The following is an 18777-nucleotide window of genomic DNA, read 5'->3' as shown; positions in this document are numbered from 1 at the left end:
TTAAGGTAATCAAGGAAAGGTTAAGTTAATCAAGGAATGGTTAAGGTATTCGCAACTTCGCAAGGACGGTGTGTGCGATTAATTATCCCAAGGAATGGACAGGAAGTTACAATTAGCAAGGAAGCATAGATTTTGCAGCTAAGTAGTAATTATGTGTTTTATGGATAAAACAATTATTGTTGTACTTACTTATAGAATTAGAAAAAGAGGAAGTTTGTACATTGTTAAAACAATCACTAAGTCCACTCAATAGTTACAAGGAAGTACGTGAGCTTTTTTACCAACCAAATTAGGTTGGTTTTTTTCTTTACGCCCTTTAATCCTACCTATATTTATTTATCTTTTAAGAATACAATTCGGAACAAATATTTGACCTAAATTTTTGCACTAAACTTGCTAGTTGTGTTTGGTCGTGATTTGATTCCTTCGAGGTGTGCTGTGAGCAATCTAAAATTGATCCCTTTTTTGTTTTGCATTTTTATGCTCGGTTGCTCAGGTGAACTTACTCTTTCTAAAGGAAAGGTAATTGACTTATCAAACGAGCCTTTGTTAACGGCACAGTTTTCGAAACAAGGTCGTCTTGTGCTAATCATGGATTTTAAAGGGCAAGCTCATGTTTATAAAGCTAATAATTTCGAAAAGATATTTGAAGTTAGTGTCCAAGAAAAATTAGTTGATCCAAAACTAGCTATTCTTTCAGATGATGGAAGTAAACTCATTTTAGCAAATGACCGTGACGTCGCAATTTGGTCTGTTTCTGGAAAAGTGTTAATTGGGCAAACGCAGTTTTTCGGTGTGCAATCATTTGCCACTATTTCTGCCGTTTCAATTTCTCCTGATAATGACAAATTGTTAGTTGGCATGTCAGATGGCACTATAAATATGGCGACAATATCTACGCGTCTTAACAACCGCTTTAAACCACACACTAGACCTGTAACGCATCTCAAATTTATAACTAATGAAAATTATTTATCTGCTTCACAAGATGGAAAGTTTGCTAAAAGGATCTTTGCCTCTCCAGAACCTATTCTTGAAGAAGAGTTTCCTCACAGAATTACTTCTTTAGTTGTTGATGTTGAATCACAGCGATTATTTGTCTCTGATGCATTGAAATCTCAACTGGTAAAGTCTTTATCTGGACAGCCTGGTAAAAGTATACAGTTACAATATATGGCTAGGTTTATGGTCTTTAGGCAAGGGCATTTTGTTGAACATTCAAATCTTTTAGTAACTTCTTCATCGAAAAACCATATTTCTATTTGGGATACCACAACAGGGGAAGAGTTGGGAACTTGGCAGAGTCAAATAGATACATCAACAGCGACGGTTCTATCTATGTACAGCAATGACAGAGGTGAGTTGTTTACAATTAATTCTGATGCAATGATAGAAAAGTGGGATTTAACTCAGCTAAATACGCTTTAAGGAACCAAATATGATTAGAAAGCACTATAAACTCTTTGTGTTGTTTTGTTTAGTGATAATGTTTGGTTGTTCTAAAGACTCTAACTTTCAAATAAAAGAAGAGGTCGTCAATAAGCTCTCAGATAAGTTAATTTATTTAGCGCAATTTTCGGATGATACTTCTCAAGTAGCCTTAATTGACGAAAAAAGTGATATAAACATTTGGGACTTAACTGACTTTCAACAGGTATTTTCTCTTTCTGCAAATCAAACCCCAACCAGTATAAGAGCTTTTAATTATAAAAAAGAGGCTAATTTATTATTGATAGCTGGTGAAAACCGTCTAGATTTTTGGCAAACAGACAAAAAGAAAAAACTTGGGCAACTCCAAGTGTTTAGTGAAGAGCCTTTAGCACGAATTTCGACGCTAGCTGTTTCAAAACATGGCGGTATGATTGCGGTTGGTATGACTGATGGAACGGTATTTATTTACAATCGCAGCAGTAACACCTCGATTAAGCATCAAATACATAGTAGTAGTGTTAGTCATATCATATTCGATCGCTCTGACCGTTATATTTTAACAGGCGGTTTAGATGGAAAAGTGTCGAAACGAGCTGTGACTAATTTAGAAGAACAGTTTGAAAAAAAATATAAAAATCGTTTGAGTAACTTATCATATGATGAAATTAATTCTCGCTTTTTTGTGTCTGATGTTCTTAAAAACCAGGAAATTTATAATTTTGATAGCGGTGAATTGATTTCAAAGTTGGAATATTCTGCAAGATTTAGATGGTTTAGGGAGAGCATATTCCTAAAAGATATGCCATATTTATACACGACAACACCAAAAACAGATATTTCAATGTGGCATGTTAATACAGGTGGTGAAGTATTAACATGGTCTACGAAAGCACTTTCTTTAGGTAGTACAACGCTTGATATACAAGTAAACGGTAGGCAAATTTTTACTATAACCAGTGAAGGTGTATTTCAAAAGTGGCTTCTTTCAGAAAGTTAACTTTTGATTTTTGTTATTAAACCTATATTAGATTTTTGAGCTTGTTTTAATAAATTTTCATCGTTATTCAAATGGAACAGGGCACGAAATGTTAATTAGAGCTTTTTTATTATGGTCGTTTATTTGCTCATCTTTTGCTATTGGATTTCAATCCTCTTTGTCTGAATCTCAGTGTGCTCGCTTTTATAACGAATACCAGCTAATTTCAAAAAAAATGAATGACAGTTCAGGGGAAGCCTTAAAGTCATTAGGTAATCGCTATGGTCGTTTGCAAGATAGGTTAGAAGCTTTTTGTCAACATACTGAATATACAGCAACTCCTCAACAATCTGAGGATACGCCAGAAAGTCAAAAAAACAGTAAAGCTATAGTTCTATATTCAGATGAGTCTAAGCAGGCAGATTGGGAATCTTTCTATACTCCCCCTAGCTATTGTTTAACTGAATCATTGAGTTCAGTGAACAAGTTAAGATGTAAAAATGAGCTTGAAAGGTTTAAAGAGATTTTTGATCAGCAATGGGAACAAAATAATCAAAAAGTAGCTGAATTAGATAATACAAATCTTGAAGAGGCAAATAGTAAGATTCAAGAAGAGACTAATAATGAGCAAAGTGAGGAAGCTAATTTTGTTTCTAATGAGTCTATAAATCAGAAAAGACCATCTACGCTCTCAACAACTAATGAAAATACAGACTTGGCTGTAAAAACGAAAACCACAGGCCTCGATACATTATTTGTGTATATAGAAGATTACTTATTGGCGTTGATTATTCTTTTAATCATTCTAGTTGTCATCAAGCTTGCGCTGCCTTCATTAAAACGGTTATTTACAAAGCACTTTAGCTATGTAGCTGTTAATAAATATTTAATGAAACATTTGTCTGTCAATGAATATAGTTTGTACAGTAGGATTAGCTTGCCAATTTCTGGTGGAATGGCTGATATTGATGAGTTAATACTTTCACCTTTCGGTATATTCATCATCATCTGTCAGCCTCAAACTGGTCGGGTTTATGCTGATACTACTTCGGAAGTTTGGACAGAACAAGTTGGTAAAAAGCGAAACAATTTTCCAAGTCCAAGTCGACAGTTACCTATTAAAATAGCTGGAGTTAAACAGCTGTTGGGTATAGATGATAATGTTCAAGGTATTATTGTTTTTGATCAAGAAGTAGACTTTAGGACTAATATGCCCAAAGATGTACTACAAACAGGGCAGTTATTAGCAAAGATTCAACATTTTGAAGAAAAGGTGTTTACGCCGGAACAAATATCACATTTTGTACTGTTATTAAGCGAGTACAAACCAAGTAACCCCTTTAAAGAGCTAATGGGTAAGATAGGTAGTAAACAAAAAATGGACTCTGAGTGGGGGGGGCTAACTTCCTCTTATTCAAATCCATTTTTTTATGCACAATCAAGGGATTTTAAGTTACAATTGAGACTGTATATCATTCCTTTTTAGTTAGGTACTCGTTTCTTAAATGACGGACATTACCACTCACCGCGCTTCTAGAAGACGTCTTTTAATTGCTTTATCAATAACTTGCACCTTCATGTTGATTCAATTAGCAGGTGCATATTATTCAAATTCACTTGCTGTTTTAGCTGATGCGGGACACCTTTTTGTTCATAATAGTTCTCTATTTATTGCATTAATTGCCTCTTCTGTAGCTGTACATCTAGCTAAGAACTATAGTGATGGGTATAAAAAAGCAGAATTTACAGGTGGGCTTATAAATGGTCTACTTTATTTAACAATCTCAATAGTGATTCTTTATGAAGGGAGTGAGCGTCTAAGCCATCACCACGCTGGAGAAGCTGCTGCTGTTAATGCGTATCTAATGTCTGTAATTGCAGCATTAGGTTTTTTATTTCATGGCCTATCAGCTTGGGTTTTATACAAAGGTAGAAAAGAAAGTATCAATGTATATGCCGTTTTTCTTCATTCTTTTTTCGATCTTCTTTCAACGGTTTCTACTTTTATAGCCAGTATTTTAATTTATTTAACGGGCTATCAAATCATTGATATTTTTTCAAGTATGCTTATTTCTATCTTTGTGCTGTTCACAGGCATTAAAGTAGTTAGAGTTTGTTTGTTAGGGCTCTTTGCAAAAGAAGCAAACTTACCATCTTCTGAAGATATTGAAACTAAAATACTTTCTACTGATCATGTTGAAAGTGTGCATAGTATTACCGTTTCTAAAATTGATACTCAAGTTGCAGTCGGCGCGCATATTGTTTTGAAACATCACTGTACTATTGATTCACACGATCAGTCTTGTAGAGAGCAAGTTGAAAGTGTACTCAGTAGCACATTTGGTATTTCTCAATGTGTTTTGCAAATTGAGAGTCATCAATGCCCTGAACATTAAGAATATAGACTTGGCATGCTAAGCGTTTTATTTTAGTTTAAAGATATAAAGAGTGGATTCGTTGATATACATTGAATAAAAAACTACTAGCTTACTTAATTTGCATTTTTCTTGGCATTATAGGTGGAACGACTAATCTTTTACCCTTTTGGTTTTTAGATAATTCAGAGTTTCTCCTAGGACAAATATTTGTTTTAGGTGCCTTGATAACCTATGGCTTTAGGCACAGTTTAATAGTTTTAGCAATTGTAAGTATCTTCATCTATTTTCGTTGGCAACATTCGTGGCCAACATTGGTCTTTTTGTTAGAAATTTTATGGTTAAAATATGTAGCTATCTCTAGAAATAAAATGGTTTTCTTTAGAGGTATGCTATTTTGGTTGATTTGTGGTCTCCCTCTTTTATATTTCCTCGGCCACATACAACTAGAACTCCCAAACTTGGTTGTATTCACTGCACTAACAAAATATTTGATTAATGCGATCATTTGCTTAGCCATCGTCGATTTGTTTAGCTTATTTTGGAATAAAGAGAAATGGCACACGATGCCTCTCTATAGTATTTTAAACCGAACGGTTAATTTACTCATTATTCTGATAGTTGTAACTACTTCTGTGGTCTTAACTAATAACCATTACGCTAGGGTTGAGTCTGAAGTTAAATCTAAGCTGTCAGATACTGCACAAAATATAAACAAGCAAATTGATGATTACCTACAAAGTTATTTAAGAGCAGTGCTCATAACTGGTGGAAGTATTTCTCAGGGGGCTAATATCAATTTAGTACTTGAGCAGCTTGTAGAAGTTCATGATGGTTTTATAACAAGTATTTTTATTTCACCTGAAGGTGAAGTGTTAAACTTCTACCCGCAACTCTTAGGTGATAGCTTTGTTGGCGATATACCCAACGTGTCCGATAGAGAGTATTTTATTGAAGCACCAAATCACCCAAACGGTTATATTTCAAGTGTTTTTAGGGGACGAGGTTTTGGTGAAGAGCCTATAATTGGGTTATCAGCCCCAATATATGAGTTTGAATCATTGCTGGGTGTTTTAGAAGCTTCATTACGCTTTGAGTCTTTCGAGCAATTTATTCCTCGCTTACTTTCTCATCAAGGTGAATTGTTGATATTAGATGCTCAAAAACAAGTTGTTTATGGCTCTTTAACTCGAGATTTCGAAACCCTGTCTGTACTTGATAGTGATATATATCAGCAATTAATTGACAGTACACAGCAGACATATTCTGATAGTCAGGGAGACGTTTTTTACAAAGAGACATTTGTTGCAGGAAAGTCTGGCTGGACAGTTGTTACTTTTTTAGATCGTTCACACGTGAATTTAACGACAATTAACTCTCTCATCACACCCTTAATTTTAACTTTAATTATTATAGTTGTATGCCGAGTACTTATTCGTTTTCTTACTCGTCAATTAGTACAGCCAATCTCGAATTTGAGTAATGAAATACATCAATTTGACCCATCGAGGCCTTTACATGTCGTAAAAGCTAAAGAGAGTGACTTCTTTGAGCTTGTCACTTTACAATCACAATTTGCTCAATTAAGTGAAAAGCTGAGGGTCAACTTTAACGAGCTAAATACAGCAAACAATGAAAACCAACAATTAAATCGGCGTTTGAAAGAGTTCAATTTAGAACTTGAAGCTTTGGTAAATGAAAAAACTAAAAAGTTAACATTTGCAGTTGCTCAAGCCAACAATGCAAGTCGCGCAAAGAGTCAATTTTTGGCGAATATGAGTCATGAAATCCGTACGCCATTAAATGGGATTATTGGCCTGACTGATTTGCTGATAAACGATAGTAATCAATGCGAAGAGAATTTAAAGCAGTTAACAGTTATACAATCTTCAGCGAATAACTTGTTACTTATCTTAAATGATATTTTAGATTATTCTAAAATTGAAGCTGGTGCGCTAACTCTCGATATACATCCAGTAAATACAAAGAAACTTTTTGATGAATTAGCTGCGATTTATCATAAAGGTAGATTGAAAAATAACGTTAAGTTTGAGTACGACTTTTCTGAAACTATCCCCGCATATTTGGAGTTAGACCCTTTAAGGTTAACTCAAATTATCAATAATTTATTAAGCAATGCCATAAAGTTTACAGACCAAGGCGAGGTAATACTTGAACTTAAGTACTCTGAAGATAAATTAATTATCTTAGTTGAAGATACAGGTATTGGGGTTTCAAAAACGAAACAGGCTTCATTATTTAATGAGTTTACTCAAGCTGATGTTTCTACAACAAGAAAATATGGCGGGACAGGGCTTGGCTTAACAATTTGTAAAAAGTTAACAGAAAAGATGAATGGCACGATTACTATTGAAAGTGAAGTAAATAAAGGGAGTCGTTTTGAAGTTATCATCCCGGCAAACATTTCAGCTGTTAATAGAGCTGAATCTGAACCGCAAAAAGTAGCCGATTTAAATGGTTTAGAAGTACTTCTTGTTGAAGATAACTTAGTCAATCAATTAGTAGCAACAAAGATGTTATCAAAGTTCAACTGCCAAGTTTATACTGCAGCGAATGGCGAAGAGGCTTTGACAAAGTTAGAAAAAAAATATTACTCGCTAATATTTATGGATTGCCAGATGCCGGTTCTTGATGGCTTTGATTGCACTAAACGTATCAGGACAAATAAAGAGGCGTATGGCGAACCTTACATCATAGCTATTACAGCTAACGCATATAAAGAAGATAAACAGAAGTGTTTACGTGCAGGCATGAATGACTTTGTAGCAAAACCTATTGAGCTAAACTTATTAAATACTGCAATATCAAAATACTTAAGCACTTAATATTGTAATATTTAAAGATAAACGCACCTTAATTTAGCTATGAAATCTTTCCACTCCAATCGGAACAGTGACAACTTAATTGATAGCAGCAGTGAATCACCGCCAATTTGTTGTTTCTCTCTCTTTTAATAGAAGGTCATCTATGGGTAAAGGCTTTGAGAAGTAATAGCCTTGCATATAATGGCAACCAAGTTCGGTTAAAAAATTAAGTTGCTTTTGAGTTTCAACGCCTTCGGCGATACAAAACATATTAAGGTTATTAGCTAGTGAGTGAATAGTTTTCACAATAGACTTATTAGTATGCTGCTCGTCCATTTTTCTGACAAAAGATTGGTCAATTTTAATTATATCAATGGGGAATTGATTCAAATAAGTCAATGAGGAGTAACCGGTACCAAAGTCATCAAGCAATAATTTAAAACCAGCCTGCTTTAATTTATGCAAAGATGATTTTGCTTTTTCCTTATCTTCCATCAGAGATGTCTCTGTTATCTCTAATCTTAACTTTGTAGTCGCTAGCTGATAAGAAGAAAGAATGCTGCATAAATTCTCAGCCGTTTCTTCTCTAATAATATGCACAGGTGACAAGTTTAAAGACAGATAAAACTGTGAATTTTTATCAAACAGTGGTTTTAGTTCAACTAATGCACGCTGTAAAGCTTGCTCAGTCATCAGTTCAATTAGACCTGTTTCTTCTGCTATAGGTATAAAGTCTGCTGGTGAAACATTTTCATTGTTATGTTTCCACCTTAGAAGGAGCTCTACTCCAATCATCTTACCACTTGAAGTATTAATGATAGGTTGGTAATGATTAAAGAAAGAACTGTCTTTGTAAGCTGTTTTCAACGCTGTTTCTAACAACATTTTACGGTTATATTGTTCAATCATTGAGGTAGTAAAGTATTTATATCCATTCCTACCTAATTGCTTAGCTTGAAACATAGCTATATCTGCATGTCGAATTAATTCCTCTGAGGATTTGGCATCAAATGGGTAAAAAGCAACACCTACACTTGCAGAAACACTGACAGAAATTCCATCTAAATCAATTTTTTCTGGTAAAGCTTTAATTAGTTTAGAGGTGAGTTCTGTGAGACTTTCAGGATCTGAAATATCTTTAACTAACACTAAGAACTCATCACCACTTTGTCTTCCTAAAATACAATGCTCAGGTAATAACTCATTGATCCTATCCGATATCTTAATCAATAATTTATCGCCTGCTTGGTGTCCGTAGGCATCATTAATAGGCTTAAATTTATCTAAATCTATGAAAAGTAACGCACAAGCAGTATTACTATTTTGAGAATTAAATATGGCAAATTCAATGTGCTGCAGCATTAAGTTTCTATTTGGTAGGTTGGTTAAGCTATCGTAATTTGCAAGGTATCTAAGTTCATTCTCAGCTTTCTTCTGTTCAGTTAAATCTGACATGACGATCACGTAATGCTCTATCAGACCTGTATTATCGGCAATTGCGTTGACACTAACATGAATAGGTTTTACAAGGTTGTGCTTTGTTTCAACAGTTAACTCCATTTTAAAGTTTTGGTTGGGAGCCAAGCCTTTAATTTTGTTTATTAGCTGTCTTAATTTTTTCTGACCGAGAATTTTTGCAAAAGCGATAAATGATAACTGTGTTAAAGCATTCGATTCTTCAAGCTCAAAGGCATCACAAAAACTATGGTTAACTGAAATAGGGTTAAGATCTGTATCTAAAATGAGAAGCCATTCATCGATTTGCGAAAATGCTTGACCTAAAATATTAGCTTGTAAATTAGTGGCTTTACTTTCGGTGATGTTTGAATAAATACCAGAAGCAATTATTGGGTTACCATTTTGATCTCGTTCGGTAACTTGACCTATATCTTGAAACCATAGCCAATCGCCAATTAAATTTTGTAATCGATAAGTTAGGTTAATATTGCCATTTTTTAGCGAGGCTAAATTTGTCAACTTTGAAGCAACTTTTTGTTGATCTTCAGGATGAACTAGTTGTATGAACTCATTAAGAGAAAGTTCATTTTGTTCACCACATAAACGTGAAGTCGTTTTATTTCTGTATTGAAAAATTAATTGTCTAGCTATATCAATTTTCCAAGTGCCGCTTTTTGTTGATTTTAACGCCATTTCCGTTTGTTGTTTTGATGTCGTTACGGCTAAAAGAGCCTTCTGTATCGTGGCCTGTCTGCCTTTACCTTGTCGATAAGATATGAGTAATAGTGAAGATATAGCACTAAAATAAATTAGCCATGCGATTGGGGAGTTTAAAAAGTAGTATTTTACTTTTACAGGAAGCGACACTTTGTCAATAACAGTTCCACCATCTAATGAGAGTTCTTTGATGGTAATTTCGTAATCTCCAGGTGACAGCCTCGGGAAAAACAGCTTGGCATCATTTAAGTTTTCCAATAATACGTTTTCAGAACCAGATAATTCTGCAACGAATTTTGAAGCCCGTTGACGAGTGAAATCAAAGTTACTGAATTGAATTTCTAGTCCAACAGCATCATGTTCTAATGTAAGTGAGTTATTTTTTATATAGTCTGGATAAAAATCAAATTCGGCAGACATGAGTCTTATATCAGTAACACTAAGAGTCGTATTTATTACTTTGCGATGTTCAATGAATTCTGCAGTATCAAACCAAGTTATGCCAGATGTAGTACCAAAAACAAAGTCTTGATTATTGAGTTTGATACTTGCGCCTGCATTAAACTCATTATTTGGTAGGCCATTGTTTATGCTGTATTTCTCTATTACTTCACTATTTATTTCATAGCGAAATAAGCCCGATTGAGCACTGATCCAAAGGTAACCATAAGGGTCTGCCATCACTTCATACAAAGCTTGGTTAGGTATACCATTCGCTTCACCTAAAGTTTTTAGTTTAGAAAAGTCTCTTAAATTTAATTCGATCAAACCATGATGAGAAGTGGTTAACCAAAGGCTTTCTCCAGTTATTTCCCAGTCATCTACAACCTGAAATACTTTATCTCCCTGGTTAGGAAATTTGTAGATAGGTGTTAGTTTTTTACGTTCTAAGTCATATGCATAAAGCCCTGATGTGCTACTAATCAACAAATGATTTGGTAAGGTCGGAAGAGGTTTCAAAAACCTATACCCTGTTGGCACTGCTAATTGCTTTGCTAGCCCATCAATTGGTTTTACTGTTTTGTTCTGAGTATTGTAGATGTAATAATCACTTTCACCCATAAAAACGATTTGGTTATTACCAAATGGCGCGGAGGCATAATTTAATGACTCAAAAGGATTTTCAATAGTGCTAGTTACAACAATAGGAGATTGAATCTCTTTAGTTTTTAAATTGAATGTTTTTAACCCTTGTGCAGTGTTCATATAGACAATGCTGGAGCTTTTTTCTAACTGGTAAATATCGAAAATAGCATTATTGCCATAGGCGTCTTTTTTATTTCGGGATTGAAAATAGAATTTCGCTTCAGGCTTGGCTTCAAGTTTACTCAAGTGAACTAAGCCGTTATCAGTACCATAAAGGATCGAGTTATCAGCAAGCTGATAAATACTCCAAACGGTATTATTTAAAAATTCAGAGCCTCTTAACTGAAAGTTTTCAAACTTTAAAGAATCAAGTGACCAATAATAAGCTCCATTATGTGTGGCCATCCAAAGCACATTATTTTGGTCCAACTCCAAAGCAGTAATATTAGACTGAGTCGTGTTAAAGCTGCTTTTATTTAATGCTAAAATGTTAGTTGCAGAGCGCGAAGCCCGATCTATTTGATAAAGTCCATGTTCCGTTGCAATAAACTCTCCTTGAGATGTGTTCTGGTGGTCCCAAATATTAAGGGATTCTACTAGTGTATATGTTTCTGTAAAAATAAATTCAGAGTTTATAAGTGGCGTTACATATAGCCCTTCAACAGTGCCAATAATAAGGCCCAGAGCTTCGTCATATTTTAATAGTTTTACATTCTGATTGAGCTCGTTTTCAAGACCAAGTTTCATAAAATTATGCTTATTCAGCACTTCTAATTCGATGGACATAGAATATAGCCCATCAGATGAACCTAAATAGAGAGTGTTACCAACTTTCAAAAAGGTTCTAACTAGGTGACCACTATCAACAGACCCTATTAGTTTAGATTCAAAAGTAACTAAGCTAATTTTATAAATTTGATTGTCGATAGCTGCGAATAGAAAACTATCAATCTTAATCACAGCATTAATTGGTGAGGTGAAGTTCTCACTTTCACTTAAACGGCCAGAATATATTTTTTTCTTTTCAAGTGTTCTTGTGTTGATTAAGTAGCTGCCATCAAAGCTGGTAGAAACAAAGAGATTAGTGTCATCTATAAGTTTTATATGGAAAATTTGTTCATTAAGAAAATTACTAATTTGTTTTGGAATAGAAACATCATAGCCGTCATAACGATTTAGACCTTGCTCAGTTGCTATCCAAATATAGCCCAGTTTGTCTTGAACTATATTATTGACATTAGCTTGGGAAAGACCTTCTTGTGTAGAAAGTCGATGAATTTGTTGTGAAGGAAAAGAAGAAAAACTTAAAAATAAAAATGATAAAACAAAAAAAATGTAAGGTTTTAAATGCATTAAATTCTACCAAACAAAATTACATGGTCTTAAAGTTACGAATTTTGTCGAAAACACTGGTTAACATTATGATCATAAATTTAGCACAGGTGTATGTTAAGGGCTAGATTAAAGCATTATTTTTGCAACAATAGGTCAGATAAAATGCGGGGTAGAAGAATTTTAATTAAAAATAATTCGCATTACTTTTGTGGTTTGTTGTTGATAATAATTGTTGTTTAGAATAAAATTATCGATAGTTTTAATGTAGGTGTTTTATTCATGTATATTTGTATCTGCCATGGTGTAACAGACAAAACAATTGAGCAAAAAATTGAATCGGGTTTTGTAACAATGCGATCGTTAAGCAAAGAGTTAGGTGTTGGTACTCAATGTGGTAAATGTACAAATTGCACAAAGAAAATACTGAATCAAAAATTAATTGAAATTGTCGATGTAACAGAGCAAGTTGCATAAAGTAAATTACGCATTTCTTCACCAAGTTTCCTCGTTTCATAGTATTACTGATTTCTTTTATGTAGACTTCAGCTACTTTTTTATTTGTCTCCTTTGATTATGGCACAGTTATATTTTTACTATTCGGCGATGAATGCCGGTAAGTCAACGACGTTATTACAATCTGCATTCAATTATCGAGAAAGGGGGATGACCCCTCTGATTTTGACAGCCGCGATAGATAATAGAGCTGGTGTTGGTAAAGTCGCTTCTAGGATTGGTTTAGAAGCTGAAGCTTATATTTTTGATTCTCAAACTGATGTATATGAGTTAGTTAAACGACTTCATGAAGAGAGTCAACTTGACTGTTTACTTGTAGACGAGTCTCAATTCTTAAGTAAATCTCAAGTAAATGGCTTAACTGATGTGGTTGATCAGCTTAAAATTCCTGTTCTTTGTTACGGCCTGAGAACTGATTTTAAGGGAGAGTTATTTGAGGGGGCACAATATTTGTTGGCTTGGGCTGATAAACTTATCGAATTGAAAACGATTTGTCATTGTGGTCGCAAAGCTAACCGTGTTTTGAGAACTGATGAACACGGCATAGCAATAAATGACGGTGATCAAGTCGAAATTGGTGGCAATGATAGATATGTGTCCGTATGCAGAGAGCACTATAAAAAAGCGCTATCGTTAATTTAAAACTCAATAATTTAGACTTGATAGAATGTCTGTCGTTTGGTGTTGTTAAGAAAACTCCAAGCGACAAATCGACTGACCTTTTGACCTTGTTCCATTTTAATTACTTTGACTTCTAAAGCATTAGCTTTCTTTAAAGCTAATTTAATTGCACTCAAAGATTCTTTTTTTGACACTAGTGATGTAAACCAAGCACATTGTTGCCCATAATTTTTACTTTCTTTAATCATTCTTCTAATGAATCCAACCTCTCCACCTTCACACCAAAGTTCAGGAGAATGTCCACCAAAATTAAGATTCGAATTCGGTTTCTTGCCTAATTTATGCCATTTGTTTTGAGTTGCAGATTTGGCGGATTCAGCACTATTGTGAAAAGGAGGATTACACATACTTATGTGTAGCTTTATCCTCTCATCAAGTATATTTTTAAAGAATTTAGTATTATCAGGTTGCAGCAATACTTTGGTAGATAAGTTGTTTTCTTTACAAATTAAAGCTGCATTTTTAATGGCTTTAGGGTTGATATCTGATGCAATGAAACGCCAGCTATATATGCTTTCACCTAATATTGGGTAGATCAGATTGGCACCTGTTCCAATATCTAAAGCGCTTACGTTATTGACGATTTTATTTTGATTATCTTGTTTTAATAAGTCAGCTAATGCATGAATATAGTCGGCTCTTCCTGGTACTGGCGGACATAAAAAGGCCTTCGGAATATCCCAATATTCGATTTTATAGTGATGTTTTAGAAGCGCTTTATTTAAACATTTGACGGCTTCTGCATCACTAAAGTTGATACTGTCTTTACCTACAGGCGTTTTGATCAAATGGTTTAGTAACTCTGGGCTGGCTTTTGTTAAAAGATCAAAATTGTAGCCTTGACGATGGGAATTTCTTGGGTGCATGTAGTTAACTTATGAACAACGGAAATATAATTATACCTTCATATATTAAGGTGTTAAATGGTGACTGCCACTTAACTTGAGAATCTCAGGCAGACTATCTTATCTCTTCTCAGTGACTTAAAAAATTGTCACTTCTTAATTTTGCCACTCAACTTGAGATTTTTTACTCACTTTGGCACTAAAACTGAGATTTATTTAAATAATTTTAACCAAGCTCTTTTAAAAGTGTTTTTAATTGGCGTTGTACTAAATTACGCAGACGAGCATACTACGTTTGTTTGCTGACCAAGGTCAATAGTTTTTAACATACTTGTGCGGGCCTAATTTAGAGAAAAGGTTAATTAATTAGAGGCTCTTTAATATGTAGTTGTTTCTATTGTTTTTTATTTAAAGCACTTTAATGAATAGACAGGTGCTAGAATTACTACAAGGAGCATTCGAGGTTGCTACTTTTAAATTTTACTTCCTCACTAGTTAAGGGGACAGTATGAATATCCTTTTTCTATGCACTGCTAATATCCAACGAAGCAAGACTGCTGAGGAGCTGTTTGTGCGGCAGATAAATTAAACGTTTATCGCTCAGCAGGACTCAGCAAAAAATATGTAAAAAAAGCCGGCTCAACTCTCTGTACTGAAGAGATGCTGAAATGGGCAGATGAAATCTACGTGTTTGAACAAATGCATATTGAACGGATTAGGGCATATACTGGTGATACATACCTTCACAAAATCGCTAATCTCGAAATCGAAGATAGTTATCAATACTTTCAGCGCGAATTGGTTTTGCTGCTATTAGAAAGATTGCCTTTAGAGCAGATGCCGCCCGCATGCCCAAACCTTTAATTACTTCGTGAATAAATCAGCGCTACGATAACTGTGCACATGCAACTTTGGTTGTTTGATACACTAGGTTTTATTGATTTTGTTTTGCAATTTTACAGTGAGGGTGAGGGTCTCTAATGTGGATTTGGCTTAATTAATTTAGCACCAAATTGGACATTGTAAGTGATTATGAGAAACCTATTATAGGTTTTTCATTATAGGTTTTTCATTATAGCTTTTTCATAACCAATACAAGGTATTGAAAAAAATGACTATTTAACTGATTTGGCTTGGTTGTGAGATGGTTAAACCTTCGAGTTTTCTTTTTCATTAATCAAGTTTCTGAGGTTTACTACAGTCGGTCTACCGTAATAATTAGTATCAATATGAAATGTGTTACCTATCCAAATAGGCATTTGCGTTGAGTTGTGTCCATGAATCGAAAAGTTAAACCTTATGGTGCCGAAGAACTGACCTTCGACTCTCTGTTGTTTCTGTTCCAAAACGTGTTTAGGCGAATGCCTCTAAAGAGCGAGAAGCGGCCGTTGATATAATCTTCATCAGCATGCAAAATGCAAGACTCCTAGTTTTTTAAGGTGATCTAGCTGTCACTGTTTATTACCACCACTTATTCATTAAAATCACTAATAATTAGTAGAAAAAATACCTTAACTTAATTCAATAAAACATAGCCAATTGAAAAATATGGTTTTTATTTTTGGTCTAATTATTGCCATAGAAGAAAATACTCAGACTCTATAAGATAAGGAACTGTATTTTGAACATCAAAAAAGTTAGAAACTACTTAATGATCGCTGTCGTCGTATTTCAAATCGTCCTACTCACTTGGGAGAGCTTAAATGGCGGTGTTGCTACACATAACTTTTTAGCGCAAAAAGACATGCCCGGTTTATCCAATTGGTGGGGACTTGCAATATTACCCATATTGGTGTGGCTCACCGCTTATAATATTGAATACAGAAGTGAACAGATAAAAGATGAGCAGAGTCGTTTAGCTTTTTACAAAGTAGCTGCGCGCAGCTTTGTCGGCATGTTATTGATAAGTTTGGCTCAATCGACCATATTTAGTCTGGGCTATTCATCAATTGCAGCATCTTTATTGCTTGTCATCGCGCTGATTGCACTGTTTTTACCCTTATATCGCATTGAGGCCGTCGTCGGCTATGTTTTGGGGGGAGCCTATTTTACCGGTCCGATGATTCCATTTGTTGGCGTGATTCTCTTTGTTACTGTATCTGTGACCGCACATTTTGCTATTAAACCACTTGTAATGCGTTTTAAAAACACTCAGGCATTAAACGAATAAGAGCAGCATAATCAGGAAGATAAGGTAACCTTACAGTAGCCTTCAAAATTCATTGTGTGTCGATAAATAATACAAGAGACTAAGGTGCTGAACGACCGTGTTTGGCACAAAGCGGAAGTAACCTCCTGAATTTCATTATGTATCCGACAGCAATGAGTGAACTTCGGCCATTCAAAATTGCTTTTCTATTTTGTCAAAGTATATTGCTTGCATAGTCAAGAAAACGACCAATCTTGTTGTTTTATCCTTTCTATAATCATTAAGATTATATCTGTAGCAATAAGTTAGTTAGGGTGATAGAACTGATACAATGATTAAAATGACCTTAGGTTCGGTAGAAAAACTACCCAATAGGTCGATACTTAATTGTTATGTTTAATAGGGAAATTTATGTCAAAAGTAACATTGAAAGGTTTTATTTTAGTTCCTGAACCGGAACTCGAAGTTGTCAAAAGTGAATTGGTGACTCATAAGCGCCTTACCCTCGAAGAGTCAGGTTGTATAACGTTTAGTGTCATTGAAAATTCAAACAACCCTCTTCGCTTTGATGTTTATGAGGAATTTAAAGATAAATCTGCATTTGAACATCATCAAAAGAGAGTCAAAGCATCTCGTTGGGGGAAAGTGACTGTAAATGTTGAGCGTCATTATCAAATCCAAGAGTAAACGCATAACCAGCCAATAAAGTAGCGGGACTGCTAACGCTTGGGCCAATTAATATAGTGAATCACGGATGAATTTTATGAATGAAAAGTCTCTATTAAAGCTGATATTTATCGTTTCAATGTTAATACCTGATTTAGCTGTTGCGAATGAACAGCTAAATCAGAGCGTTAACTTCCGTGATCAATACCAGCTTATGCTTGATAACCTTATATCTAAACACATCCCTGGAGCGGTACTTTTAGTCGAAACAAAACACGGCAAGTTCATAGGTAGTGCAGGCTTTAAAGACTTGGAAAAAAAGCAGCCTATGTCAACGGATGTTGTGATGCCAAATGGCAGTGCTGGGAAAAAATTAACCGCGCTACTGATCGCTTTGTTGGCCGATGAAGGGATCGTTGACCTTGATGCACCGATAAGTAAATATCTTGATAAAGAATTACTTAGTCAAATTCAATATTCGTATAAAATGACCTTAAGGCACTTGTTAAATCACACAAGCGGTATTATTGAATATAACGATATTGATGAGTATGCGTTTTTCAAAGCGCAATATGATCAGCGGGATAAAGTGACAACGGACATGTTTCCATTAGGCTTCGCGTTCAACCAACCTGCAGACTTTGAACCAGGGAAAGGGCATTCGTACTCAAATACGGGGTATGCATTGGCCGGAGTCATTTTAGAACGCGTTTTAAAAGAACACCCATCAAAGGCGATCAGAAACAGGATTCTTGAACCATTAAAAATGACTTCTAGCTACTCTAAAGGGGTTGAAAAACACCAAGCAGAGCTGGCGTCGGGCTTTTTTATCAATGATGAAGATCCTTTTTTCCCAACCCCGTTAAATGTGTGGATTGATACAAAAGATATTATTGGAACAACAGCCACATCTGACGCTCCTTTAGCATCTGATGTTAATGATATGGCGAGACTTCTAAGAGCCATCGTACGCAAAAACAACGTGGTCAGTGAAAGTGTGAGAACCCAAATGATTGGCGAAGAGCACTTAATTGAATCGTGGGGGCCACGTTTTTATCGTGCATCAGATCTCTATTACGGGCTTGGTATTTGGGTTGAAGAAATTAATGGTAGAAAATTCTACCATCATGGAGGCACTGAATTTGGCTATTTTACGCAAAATATTTACATCCCAGAAGGAGATGTCAGTATTACAGCCTTTGCGAATTGCGGTGTAAACAACAAGTGTGAAGAAGCATTTCAAAACTTTACTTTTGAGGTGTTAGACTCCTTTTTAAAGGTTAATACGGGCATATAACAAACGTTTTACCAAGGGACGCAAAACAGCAGGCTTGCGCTCCTTCGTCGCTTATTAAGTCTGCTATTTTGCACCGGTTAAGCGAGGCTTTACGAATGACAGTTGATGGCACAAAGCGGAAGTAACCCTCTGAATTTCATTATGTATCCGGCAGTAATGAGCGAATTTGAGACGATCGAGCAGTGATTCTTTAGAGGATTCTCTTAAAGATTATTAACTGAAGGAACTTGATCCGGAACTTGATCCGCTAATGCACACATCTTCATATAACTATGGAGGTGTCAGATGGCACGAAGAAAACACTACAATTTTTACACTGATGAGTTTAAAGCAACTGCTGTTGCATTGAGCAAAATAGATAACATTCGAGCAAAAGATGTAGCAGAAGCGCTTTGCATACATCCCATCATGCTATACCGTTGG

At 35.1% G+C, this 18777-nt stretch carries 12 protein-coding genes; 10 read left to right on the top strand and 2 right to left on the bottom strand.

Annotated features, from left to right (window positions below):
- Positions 1 to 438: 438 nt before the first annotated feature.
- The 5 genes from CWB72_RS14140 (at position 439) to CWB72_RS14120 (ending at position 7628) form a co-directional block, all read left to right on the top strand.
- Positions 439 to 1428 carry a WD40 repeat domain-containing protein gene (locus CWB72_RS14140; protein WP_138632555.1) on the top strand — a complete coding sequence of 330 codons (990 nt, stop codon included), beginning with the start codon at positions 439 to 441 and terminating at the stop codon, positions 1426 to 1428.
- Between the two features lie 10 nt (positions 1429 to 1438).
- Positions 1439 to 2428, top strand: coding sequence for a WD40 repeat domain-containing protein (locus CWB72_RS14135; protein WP_138632552.1), 990 nt, complete (start codon positions 1439 to 1441; stop codon positions 2426 to 2428).
- Between the two features lie 88 nt (positions 2429 to 2516).
- A complete protein-coding gene (locus CWB72_RS14130; protein ID WP_138632549.1) occupies positions 2517 to 3893 on the top strand; it encodes a nuclease-related domain-containing protein in 1377 nt (458 codons plus the stop codon).
- A gap of 19 nt (positions 3894 to 3912) precedes the next feature.
- Positions 3913 to 4803 carry a cation diffusion facilitator family transporter gene (locus tag CWB72_RS14125; protein ID WP_138632547.1) on the top strand — a complete coding sequence of 297 codons (891 nt, stop codon included), beginning with the start codon at positions 3913 to 3915 and terminating at the stop codon, positions 4801 to 4803.
- Between the two features lie 71 nt (positions 4804 to 4874).
- Positions 4875 to 7628 carry a hybrid sensor histidine kinase/response regulator gene (locus CWB72_RS14120; protein WP_138632544.1) on the top strand — a complete coding sequence of 918 codons (2754 nt, stop codon included), beginning with the start codon at positions 4875 to 4877 and terminating at the stop codon, positions 7626 to 7628.
- A gap of 96 nt (positions 7629 to 7724) precedes the next feature.
- Here the strand turns inward: CWB72_RS14120 and CWB72_RS14115 are convergent, their stop codons facing one another.
- Positions 7725 to 12221 (bottom strand): EAL domain-containing protein, encoded by a 4497-nt coding sequence (locus CWB72_RS14115; protein ID WP_138632541.1) that lies wholly within the window; start codon positions 12219 to 12221, stop codon positions 7725 to 7727.
- 261 nt (positions 12222 to 12482) lie between these two features.
- Between CWB72_RS14115 and CWB72_RS14110 the strand changes: the two genes are divergently transcribed.
- On the top strand, positions 12483 to 12677 hold the full coding sequence (locus tag CWB72_RS14110) for a (2Fe-2S)-binding protein (protein WP_130256254.1): 195 nt from the start codon (positions 12483 to 12485) through the stop codon (positions 12675 to 12677).
- Between the two features lie 99 nt (positions 12678 to 12776).
- Entirely contained in the window at positions 12777 to 13358 is a 582-nt protein-coding gene (locus CWB72_RS14105; protein WP_130256253.1) for a thymidine kinase, read from the top strand.
- Between the two features lie 11 nt (positions 13359 to 13369).
- Here CWB72_RS14105 and rlmF read toward each other — a convergent pair whose 3' ends face one another.
- The gene (gene rlmF / locus CWB72_RS14100; protein ID WP_138569086.1) at positions 13370 to 14263 is read right to left on the bottom strand and encodes a 23S rRNA (adenine(1618)-N(6))-methyltransferase RlmF; all 894 of its coding nucleotides are present in this window, start codon (positions 14261 to 14263) and stop codon (positions 13370 to 13372) included.
- A gap of 1600 nt (positions 14264 to 15863) precedes the next feature.
- Here rlmF and CWB72_RS14095 point away from each other — a divergent pair.
- The 3 genes from CWB72_RS14095 to CWB72_RS14085 all read left to right on the top strand — a co-directional run bounded on the left by CWB72_RS14095 (position 15864) and on the right by CWB72_RS14085 (position 18354).
- Positions 15864 to 16412 carry a hypothetical protein gene (locus CWB72_RS14095; RefSeq protein WP_138632538.1) on the top strand — a complete coding sequence of 183 codons (549 nt, stop codon included), beginning with the start codon at positions 15864 to 15866 and terminating at the stop codon, positions 16410 to 16412.
- Positions 16413 to 16802: 390 nt separating this feature from the next.
- Positions 16803 to 17078: a putative quinol monooxygenase gene (locus CWB72_RS14090; RefSeq protein WP_138632535.1), complete on the top strand. Its 276-nt coding sequence runs from the start codon at positions 16803 to 16805 to the stop codon at positions 17076 to 17078.
- Between the two features lie 76 nt (positions 17079 to 17154).
- A complete protein-coding gene (locus tag CWB72_RS14085; RefSeq protein WP_171037310.1) occupies positions 17155 to 18354 on the top strand; it encodes a serine hydrolase domain-containing protein in 1200 nt (399 codons plus the stop codon).
- Positions 18355 to 18777 lie beyond the last annotated feature (423 nt).

Origin of the sequence: Pseudoalteromonas phenolica (assembly GCF_005886345.1) — a bacterium.
GTDB classification, from domain to species: Bacteria; Pseudomonadota; Gammaproteobacteria; order Enterobacterales; family Alteromonadaceae; genus Pseudoalteromonas; species Pseudoalteromonas phenolica_A.
This window is presented reverse-complemented; position numbering and strand designations above follow the sequence as displayed.